Raw genomic sequence first — 8,877 nt, 5'->3', positions numbered from 1 at the left:
GGCGGGACGCTGGCGGGCCTCGCGGCCGGGCTGGCCCCCGGGCAGCGGGCGCTCGGGGTTCCGGTCCTGGCGGGCGGTTTCCTGGCCGCGGAGATACGTTCCCTCCAGGCGGCCGCCTTCGGGGGCCCGGCCGGCGCGTGGACCCTGGCCGAGGACTTCCATCACGGCGGCTACGCCCGGGTCCCGGCCGAGCTGGAGGCCTTCGCCGCCGACTTCGGATCCCGCCACGGCCTCCCGGTGGAGCGGATCTACGTGGCCAAGCTGCTCTGGGCCCTGGCCGAGCTCACCGCGTCCGGCGCCTTCCCGCGCGGCACGACCCTCGCCGCCGTCGTCACGGGCCGGCCGTAACCGCGCTGGGTCCTGTCCGCGAAGCCCCGCCTGCCCCGCGGCCGGCCGGCGTTACCCTGCCCACACGCCCTAGCTCTCCTCGCGGTAGGCCGCGGCCTCCTCCAGGTCCAGCCGGCGCAGCAGCGCGCGCAGCATCTCGTCGTCGATCCGCCGCTGGTCCCGCAACGTCACGAAGACCTCCCGTTCGGCCGCGATCATCTCCCGCGCGAGCCGCCGGTAGATGTCGTCCGCCGACTCGCCCGTCTCCGGATTGACCTCGCCCAGCCGCTCCCACACCGCGTTGCGCCGCCGCTCCATGACCGTCCGCAGCCGGTCCGCCAGGGGCGGCGGCAGCGTGCTGTTCTCCGGTTCCTCCAGCAGCTCCGCCAGCCGCTCGTCGGCCGCCCGTGAGGCCTCGCTCTGTGCCTGCGCCTCCGCCAGGGTCTCGGCCTGCACGTCCTTCGGCGGCAGTTTCAGTGCCCGGATCAGCGGTGGCAGCGTCAGCCCCTGCACCACCAGCGTCCCGATGACCGTGGTGAAGGTCAGGAAGAGGATCAGGTTCCGGTGCGGCACGGTCATCGGCACGGAGAAGGCGATGGCCAGCGAGACCACGCCGCGCATCCCGGCCCATCCCACGATGACCGGGGCCTTCCAGTCGGTCTCCGGCTCCCGGTCCCGGATCCGCGGCGACATCCAGCGGGGCACGAAGGTCGCCGGGAAGACCCACAGGAACCGGGCCACCACCACCGCGAGGAACACGGCGACCGCGTACCAGGCGGCGTGCAGGCCGTTGTACTCGCCCAGCCCCGTGAGGACCACCGGCAGCTGGAGCCCGATCAGCGCGAAGACCACCGACTCCAGCACGAAGGCGACCACCTTCCACACCGCCTCCTCCTGGAGCCGGGTGGCGAAGTCGACCTGCCAGTTCCGGTGCCCCAGGTAGAGCGCGACCACGACCACCGCGAGCACTCCGGAGGCGTGCACCCGCTCGGCGGCCGCGTACGCCACGAAGGGGATCAGCAGCGACAGGGTGTTCTGGAGCAGGGGCTCCCTCAGCCGCGTGCGCAGGTGGTGGATCGGCACCATCAGCAGCAGGCCCACGCCGATGCCGCCCACCGAGGCCAGCAGGAACTCCGCGATCCCGCCCGCCCAGCCGGCGCTCACCCCGACGGCGGCGGCCAGCGCCACCTTGTACGCGGTGATCGCGGTGGCGTCGTTGACCAGGGACTCGCCCTGCAGGATGGTCGTGATCCGGTTCGGCAGCTTGAGCTTGCGGGCGATCGCGGTGGCGGCGACCGCGTCCGGCGGGGCGATCACCGCGCCCAGCACCAGCGCCACCGGCACGGAGAGCCCCGGCACCAGCACGTACGCCGCGTACCCGACGGCGAGCGTCGCGAAGAGCACGTAGCCCACCGAGAGCATCGCGATGGGCCGGACGTTCGCGCGCAGGTCCAGGTACGAGCTGTCCACCGCCGCCGTGTACAGCAGCGGCGGGAGCAGCAACGGCAGCACGATGTGCGGGTCGAGGGCGTAGGCGGGCACCCCCGGGACATACCCGGCCAGCAGGCCGGCGGCGACCAGCAGCAGCGGCGCGGGCACCGGGGTCCGGCGCGCCAGCCCGGCGACCGCCGCACTGCCGGCGATCAGCGCCACCAGCGGCAATACCTCCATCGAAGATCCACCTCAATCGTCGGCCGCTCGCCCCGAACGCGCGGGCTCGGCGAAGGAGATCCCCAGGACTCGCACGGCGGGAACGTATTCTGTACGAGATCAAGCTCCGGTCAAAGCGTGACGCAACGACACTCCGCTGCTCGCGGCTCCGACCCGTGCGCGCGGTGCGCGGTGCGCCGCAACACTGAAGGCCGGGGTTCCGGTAGAGGAGAATGCGATGAGCCAGTGCACCCATGTTGCCGAACTGCCGCGTCCCGAACCGGTGCCCTCGCACCACACCTGCCCCGAATGCCTGGCCCTCGGCAGCCACCCCGTGCAGCTGCGGATGTGCCTGGGGTGCGGGCACGTGGCCTGCTGTGATTCCTCACCCCACCGGCACGCCACCGCACACCACGAGCAGACCGGCCATCCGGTGATGCGGAGCTTCGAACCGGGTGAGACGTGGCGCTGGTGTTTTGTCGACGGTTCGATCGTCTGAAGCGGGGTAGTTCAACCCTCCGCCGGTTCCCCTGATTTGGGCCCCGCAGACCCCTAGCCACTGTGCGTACCCATGGGCTTACCATCAGTCACTGGCTCGCAGGCGGGGTGCTCGAAGCGGGCGCCGAGAGGGGTGCCGCGACACGATCGCCCGGATCGCGATAGCGTCACCGGCGAACAGAGCTCGTACCACCTTGGAGGTGAGGGTGTCCCAGATCGCAGGCGAGCCCGGGACTCAGGACTTCGTGGAAGTCCGGCTGCCCGCTGCGGGTGCCTACCTGTCGGTGCTGCGGACGGCCACGGCCGGCCTCGCGGCACGTTTGGACTTCACCCTCGACGAGATCGAGGACCTGCGCATCGCGGTGGACGAGGCCTGCGCGATCCTGCTCCAGCAGGCCGTGCCGGGCTCCGTCCTCAGTTGCGTGTTCCGGCTGATCGACGATTCGCTGGAGGTGACCGTCTCGGCGCCGACCACCGACGGGCGCGCACCGGAGCGTGACACGTTCGCGTGGACGGTCCTGTCGGCGCTGGCCGGCAAGGTCGAGGCCACGGTCGAGGAGAACCGGACGGTGAGCATCAGCCTCTACAAACAGCGCGGCGCGGGACCAGGCCCGGCGTGAGCGGCGGGGAGATCCCGGTGCGGGGCGGGGATCGGCCCCGGGTATGGCAGCACGAGGTCGACGGCGGCATCCCGGAGCAGCAGCACGCCCGGCCGCACCCGGCTGACGCGGATGCGGAAGACGGCTTTTTGGACTCGGCGGAGCGACGGGCGGGCCCTATGAGCGAGAACCAGCAGGAACAACCACAACCATCCCGGCCGACCGGAACGGGAGCCGAGGCCGAGGCCACGGCCCCCCTGGTACCGCCGGTGCCGGTGTTCACCGCGGCCCCGGCGCTGCCGGATCCGCGCGATCGCAGTGGCGCGCGGGCCCTGTTCATCGAACTGCGGGCGCTGCCGGACGGTTCGGTGGAGAAGGCCGAGCTGCGCAACCGGCTGGTACGGATGCACCTGCCCCTGGTGGAACACCTGGCGCGGCGCTTCCGCAACCGCGGTGAGCCGCTCGACGACCTGACCCAGGTCGCGACGATCGGCCTCATCAAATCGGTGGACCGGTTCGACCCGGACCGCGGGGTCGAGTTCTCCACGTACGCCACGCCCACGGTGGTCGGCGAGATCAAGCGCCACTTCCGGGACAAGGGCTGGGCGGTACGGGTACCGCGTCGTCTGCAGGAGCTGCGGCTCTCGCTCACGACGGCCACGGCCGAACTGTCCCAGCAGCACGGCCGCTCTCCGACGGTGCACGAACTGGCCGAGCGGCTGGGGATCTCCGAGGAGGAGGTGCTGGAGGGACTGGAATCGGCCAATGCCTACAGCACGCTCTCCCTGGACGTGCCGGACACCGACGACGAGTCGCCGGCGGTCGCGGACACCCTGGGCTCGGAGGACGAGGCCCTGGAGGGCGTCGAGTACCGCGAGTCCCTCAAGCCGCTGCTGGAGGGCCTGCCGCCGCGGGAGAAGCGGATCCTGCTGCTTCGCTTCTTCGGCAACATGACCCAGTCGCAGATCGCCCAGGAGGTCGGCATCTCGCAGATGCACGTTTCCCGGCTGCTGGCCCGCACCCTGGCCCAGCTCCGCGAAAAGCTCCTCGTCGAGGAGTAGGCGAGCGCGGGAGGAACCGGACGACCGGTTATCGGGCCTGTTCCCCGGGCCCGATACCGAGAGCCTCGGTCGCCGTCGGATTCACCAGGAGCACGACGACGGCCACCGCGGCGACGGCCAGCGCCACGGCGGCGGCGATCATCGCACCGCCGGTGCTGTAGAGGGTCCAGGCCACAGGCAGCGCCATCAGCTGGGTGATCAGGGCCGGGCCGCGGCTCCACCGGCGCCCCAGCCGAAGCCCGCGGGCCGCGACCAGCGGCAGCGCGGCGAGCGCGAGCAGGGTGATCCCGCCCGTCTCGGCCTGCTGCGGGGAGTCGGGGTCACCGGCGATCCCCACGAACAGCATGTAGAGCCCGAGGCCGGCCAGGGCCAGGCCCTCCAGGGCGGTGAGCGCGGCGGCCGCGGTCAGCCGGCCGGGCAGCGCGGTGGTCGGGGCGGCGGCGGGGGCGGGGGCATGCGCGGGCTGCTTCTTACTCACTCCAGCAGGGTAGCGGCGCCCGCCGGACCCCGGAGGGGACGGGCAGTAGGGTCGGCATGTGAAGGGGTGGGTAGTCTGGCGCTCATGCGTGCACTTCTCGTGGCCAACCCAGCAGCGACCACCACCAGTGCGCGCACGCGCGACGTCCTGACCCATGCCCTGGCCAGCGAGATGAAGCTGGAGGCGGTCACCACCGAGTACCGCGGGCACGCCCGGGACCTGGGGCGCAAGGCCGCGCACGAGGGGCTCGACCTCGTCGTCGCCCTCGGCGGCGACGGCACGGTCAACGAAGTGGTCAACGGACTCCTGCACGACGGGCCCGATCCGGAGCGGCTGCCGCGGCTGGCGGTGGTCCCCGGCGGCTCCACCAATGTGTTCGCGCGCGCCCTGGGACTGCCCAACGACGCGGTCGAGGCGACCGGCGCCCTGCTGGACGCACTGCGGGAGCAGCGCGAGCGGACCGTGGGGCTGGGCTTGGCGGCCGGCACCCCGGGTACGGAGGACGAGTCGGTCCCGGCCCGCTGGTTCACCTTCTGCGCGGGCTTCGGCTTCGACGCGGGAGTGGTGGGCCGGGTGGAGCAGCAGCGCGAGCGCGGCAAGCGTTCGACGCACGCCCTGTACGTGCGACAGCTGATACGCCAGTTCTGGGAGGAGCCGAACCGGCGTCACGGAACGGTCACGCTGGAGCGCCCCGGTGCGGACCCTGTGACCGATCTGGTGCTGTCGATAGTGTGCAATACGTCACCGTGGACGTATCTGGGGAATCGTCCCCTTTACGCCTCCCCCGAAGCTTCGTTCGATACTGCGCTTGACGTATTGGCCCTGGACCGTTTGTCAACTCCGGCGGTCGCGCGGTACGCGACACAGCTCCTGACCTCCACTCCTGAGCGGGGTCCACACGGCAAGCACGCGGTGTCTCTGCACGATCTGACCGACTTCACCTTGCATTCGAAGGTTCCGCTTCCCTTCCAGATGGACGGTGATCACCTCGGACTGCGGACCAGCGTTCGGTTCACAGGCGTACGCCGTGCACTGCGTGTGATTGTGTGAGTAGAAGGGCCCGAAGGCCTTTCACTCGAACGTTTACACGCCGGTCCACCCTCACGATGTAGGGCTGTGACCTAGTAGACACCGACGAATCAAAAAAAACTTTCCGGAAGGGGTTGTATCCCCGTCCGAGGTTTGCGAATCTCTTCATGGCGATCGGGACAGCCCGCAACACCCGGCACCCACACAGACCGCCAGAACCCCTCCACGAATCTCTGACTGATCACCCGCGTGAAACCGGGCGGTCGCGCTTCCCTCACGGGGGATTCGTGAAAGCGTTCACATTCACAAGCAACCTGTTCGCAATACAAGGAGATGGAGCAGCCATGGACTGGCGTCACAACGCCGTTTGTCGTGAGGAAGACCCGGAACTCTTCTTCCCCATCGGCAACACCGGTCCTGCGCTGCTGCAGATCGAGGAAGCCAAGGCCGTCTGCCGCCGTTGCCCCGTCATGGAGCAGTGCCTGCAGTGGGCGCTCGAGTCCGGTCAGGACTCCGGCGTCTGGGGCGGTCTCAGCGAGGACGAGCGCCGCGCCATGAAGCGCCGCGCCGCTCGCAACCGGGCGCGCAACGCCAGCGCCTGACAAACGACTTTCGAGCCTCGACGCGCAGCGCGTAGTACCGAACAAGCGCTCAGCACCGTGCTCTTGAGCCCCGGACCGAATGATTCGGTCCGGGGCTCAGTGCTGTTCGGGGTCCGGTCCGGGTCGGCGGACCGATAGCCGGGTGACGGCCGGGTGAAGGCTGGCGCCGGGCAGACCGTCACACTGAGTCACAGCCTGGCTGCTGCTCCGCGTTACTTCTGCGGGCTGGACGGGATGTCGAGGACGACCTTGGTGCCGCGCGGCTCGGCCCGGAGCATGTCGAACGTGCCGCCGAGCTCCCCCTCCACGAGGGTCCGTACGATCTGCAGCCCCAGATTGCCGGCCCGCTGGGGGTCGAATCCCTCGGGCAGACCGCTGCCGTCGTCGAGCACGGTGATCAGCAGCCGTCCGTCGGTACGACCGCTTCCTGTGCGGATCGCGGCCACCTCCACGGTGCCCCGCTCCCCCTGGGTGAAGGCGTGCTCCAGGGCGTTCTGCAGGATCTCCGTGAGCACCATCGCCAGGGGGGTGGCGACCTCCGCATCCAGGATCCCGAACCTGCCGGTGCGTCGGCAGTCGACCTTGCCCGGGGAGATCTCCGAGACCATCGCGATGACGCGGTCGGCGATCTCGTCGAACTCGACCCGCTCATCGAGGTTCTGAGAGAGCGTCTCGTGCACGATCGCGATCGATCCGACACGGCGCACGGCCTCGTTCAGCGCCTCGCGGCCCTGCGGTGAATCCATCCGGCGGGACTGGAGCCGCAAGAGTGCGGCCACCGTCTGGAGGTTGTTCTTCACCCGGTGGTGGATCTCCCGGATGGTGGCGTCCTTGGTGATCAATTCACGTTCGCGACGACGCAGTTCCGTGACGTCGCGGCACAGCACCAGGGAGCCGATCCGGGTGCCCTTCGGCTTGAGCGGGATGGCGCGGAGCTGAATGACCCCGCCGTTGCCGTCGACCTCGGTCTCCCGGGGGGCCCAGCCGCTGGCGAGCTTGACCAGGGCCTCGTCCACCGGTCCGCGGGAGGGGGCGAGTTCCGCCGTGGTGTTGCCCAGGTGCTGCCCGACGAGATCGGAGGCGAGGCCGAGCCGGTGGTAGGCGGAGAGCGCGTTCGGGGAGGCGTAGGTCACCACGCCGTCGGCGTCGAGGCGGATCAGGCCGTCCCCGACCCGCGGGGAGGCATCCATGTCGACCTGCTGGCCGGGGAACGGGAAGGACCCCGCGGCGATCATCTGGGCGAGGTCGGAGGCGGACTGGAGGTAGGTCAGCTCCAGCCGGCTCGGTGTACGCACAGTGAGCAGATTGGTGTTGCGCGCGATCACTCCCAGTACCCGGCCCTCGCGGCGGACGGGGATCGACTCGACGCGGACCGGCACCTCCTCGCGCCATTCGGGGTCACCCTCGCGCACGATCCGGCCCTCGTCGAGCGCGGCGTCCAGCAGCGGACGGCGGCCGCGCGGCACCAGGTGGCCGACCATGTCGTCCTGGTACGAGGTGGGGCCGGTGTTCGGGCGCATCTGGGCGACCGAGACGTACCGCGTGCCGTCGAGGGTGGGCACCCACAGGACGAGGTCGGCGAAGGACAGGTCGGAGAGCAGTTGCCACTCCGAGACCAGCAGGTGGAGCCACTCCAGGTCGGTTTCACCGAGAGCGGTGTGCTGGCGTACGAGGTCGTTCATGGAGGGCACCTTGCGAGCGTACCCCGGGTACGCGCCATGACTTTCCCCACGGCGGTACTCAGGAGTATCCAAGCGGGGCGCGGGCCGCGTACTGTTGGAGGAAGTGACGGGTTTCCATGCCCTGTCATTGGATGGACAGAACAGAATGGTCTAGTCCACAATTGATTGCAGAACCTCCGCCCTCCCCGCACAGGAGGACGGATAGAGGTAAGCCGCGCGCTCTGCCCTGACCGCGCAGGCACCTCCACCGGCCGTCGGGAACCGCACACCTGTCGGCCGTAAGTACTCCGGGCTACGGTGCCGGGCGGGTCGAGGGTCCCGTCCTGCACCGTGGCCCAGAGGAACTCCTCCCCGGAAACGCCGCGCGGATACCGGGCGCGGTCCCCCGGCCGGTCAGGCCTCGGGCGAGGCCATCAGGGCCCGCTCCGCCACCGCCTCCAGTTCTTCCCGGCTCGCGCCGTCGCGGGACTGCTGGGACATCCCCTGAAGCACCGCTCCGGCGTACCGGGCGAGCGCCCGCGCGTCCGTGTCGGCGGGCAGCACCCCGGTGGCCATGTCGGCCCGGATCACATCGGCGGCCTCGCGCAGGATGCGGGCGATCGCGGCTGGAGCGGCTGTGTGACGGGGGCCGGATCGTGAACGTGACCGGCACGCCGGACATCGCCCTGCCGCCATCCTGGCCACGGTCATGGCCAAGGGCGCGGCGAACGCGCCGGCCCGGTCACCGGCCGCCGAACCGGCTCCGCGCGGGATCACCGTGAACTCGGTCGGTCCTGGCATCACCGAGACCGACGCGTCCGTCCCGTGACGCCCGGAACCGGACGCCGCGGGCCGACCGGCGCTGCTTCGACGCGACCTAGGTGTATTGCCCCGGGAGGTTGTGGACGGGTGATGCAGGTCTCGGCTGAGGCGTCTTGAACGGGTGAGGGCCTTCCGGGTTCGGTGTGGATT

The 8,877-nt window shown here is 70.4% G+C and carries 9 protein-coding genes and 2 pseudogenes; 7 read left to right on the top strand and 4 right to left on the bottom strand.

The features are described 5' to 3' along the window. Nucleotides 1-348, top strand: a pseudogene (locus ACWGIU_RS20325) (1-aminocyclopropane-1-carboxylate deaminase); the annotation flags it as partial. Between the two features lie 69 nt (nucleotides 349-417). On the opposite strand, the gene ACWGIU_RS20320 reads toward ACWGIU_RS20325, so the two are convergent. Then, a complete protein-coding gene (locus ACWGIU_RS20320; protein WP_453707706.1) occupies nucleotides 418-1,998 on the bottom strand; it encodes a Na+/H+ antiporter in 1,581 nt (526 codons plus the stop codon). 217 nt (nucleotides 1,999-2,215) lie between these two features. Here ACWGIU_RS20320 and ACWGIU_RS20315 point away from each other — a divergent pair, with 217 nt between their 5' ends. The 3 genes from ACWGIU_RS20315 (at nucleotide 2,216) to ACWGIU_RS20305 (ending at nucleotide 4,135) form a co-directional block, all read left to right on the top strand. Then, entirely contained in the window at nucleotides 2,216-2,476 is a 261-nt protein-coding gene (locus ACWGIU_RS20315) for a UBP-type zinc finger domain-containing protein (RefSeq protein ID WP_453707704.1), read from the top strand. 205 nt (nucleotides 2,477-2,681) lie between these two features. Next, a complete protein-coding gene (locus ACWGIU_RS20310; protein ID WP_030012703.1) occupies nucleotides 2,682-3,095 on the top strand; it encodes an ATP-binding protein in 414 nt (137 codons plus the stop codon). Beyond that, nucleotides 3,092-4,135 carry an RNA polymerase sigma factor SigF gene (locus ACWGIU_RS20305; RefSeq protein ID WP_453707702.1) on the top strand — a complete coding sequence of 348 codons (1,044 nt, stop codon included), beginning with the start codon at nucleotides 3,092-3,094 and terminating at the stop codon, nucleotides 4,133-4,135. Before ACWGIU_RS20310 ends, ACWGIU_RS20305 begins: the two co-directional genes overlap by 4 nt. A gap of 28 nt (nucleotides 4,136-4,163) precedes the next feature. Here the strand turns inward: ACWGIU_RS20305 and ACWGIU_RS20300 are convergent, their stop codons facing one another. Continuing rightward, nucleotides 4,164-4,613 carry a hypothetical protein gene (locus tag ACWGIU_RS20300; RefSeq protein ID WP_453707700.1) on the bottom strand — a complete coding sequence of 150 codons (450 nt, stop codon included), beginning with the start codon at nucleotides 4,611-4,613 and terminating at the stop codon, nucleotides 4,164-4,166. Between the two features lie 84 nt (nucleotides 4,614-4,697). Here ACWGIU_RS20300 and ACWGIU_RS20295 point away from each other — a divergent pair, with 84 nt between their 5' ends. Then, a complete protein-coding gene (locus ACWGIU_RS20295; RefSeq protein ID WP_453707698.1) occupies nucleotides 4,698-5,663 on the top strand; it encodes a diacylglycerol/lipid kinase family protein in 966 nt (321 codons plus the stop codon). 323 nt (nucleotides 5,664-5,986) lie between these two features. Further along, a complete protein-coding gene (locus ACWGIU_RS20290) occupies nucleotides 5,987-6,244 on the top strand; it encodes a WhiB family transcriptional regulator (RefSeq protein ID WP_003953983.1) in 258 nt (85 codons plus the stop codon). A gap of 212 nt (nucleotides 6,245-6,456) precedes the next feature. On the opposite strand, the gene ACWGIU_RS20285 is transcribed toward ACWGIU_RS20290, so the two are convergent. After that, complete coding sequence (locus ACWGIU_RS20285) at nucleotides 6,457-7,926, bottom strand: sensor histidine kinase (RefSeq protein WP_453707696.1); 1,470 nt, start codon at nucleotides 7,924-7,926, stop codon at nucleotides 6,457-6,459. 393 nt (nucleotides 7,927-8,319) lie between these two features. Continuing rightward, nucleotides 8,320-8,493: pseudogene (locus tag ACWGIU_RS20280) on the bottom strand (TetR/AcrR family transcriptional regulator); the annotation flags it as partial. A 121-nt stretch (nucleotides 8,494-8,614) separates the two neighbouring features. Here ACWGIU_RS20280 and ACWGIU_RS20275 point away from each other — a divergent pair. Further along, the gene (locus ACWGIU_RS20275) at nucleotides 8,615-8,734 is read left to right on the top strand and encodes an SDR family oxidoreductase (RefSeq protein WP_453707694.1); all 120 of its coding nucleotides are present in this window, start codon (nucleotides 8,615-8,617) and stop codon (nucleotides 8,732-8,734) included. Nucleotides 8,735-8,877: the final 143 nt, after the last annotated feature.

The sequence above is a fragment of the Streptomyces sp. NPDC054840 genome, assembly GCF_053611065.1.
This window is presented reverse-complemented; position numbering and strand designations above follow the sequence as displayed.

Excerpts from the sequence above, each read along its gene's own strand:
- ACWGIU_RS20320 (WP_453707706.1), bottom strand. The coding sequence starts at position 1,998 with ATGGAGGTATTGCCGCTGGTGGCGCTGATCGCCGGCAGTGCGGCGGTC.
- ACWGIU_RS20315 (WP_453707704.1), top strand. The coding sequence starts at position 2,216 with ATGAGCCAGTGCACCCATGTTGCCGAACTGCCGCGTCCCGAACCGGTG.
- ACWGIU_RS20295 (WP_453707698.1), top strand. The coding sequence starts at position 4,698 with ATGCGTGCACTTCTCGTGGCCAACCCAGCAGCGACCACCACCAGTGCG.
- ACWGIU_RS20290 (WP_003953983.1), top strand. The coding sequence starts at position 5,987 with ATGGACTGGCGTCACAACGCCGTTTGTCGTGAGGAAGACCCGGAACTC.
- ACWGIU_RS20285 (WP_453707696.1), bottom strand. The coding sequence starts at position 7,926 with ATGAACGACCTCGTACGCCAGCACACCGCTCTCGGTGAAACCGACCTG.
- ACWGIU_RS20275 (WP_453707694.1), top strand. The coding sequence starts at position 8,615 with ATGGCCAAGGGCGCGGCGAACGCGCCGGCCCGGTCACCGGCCGCCGAA.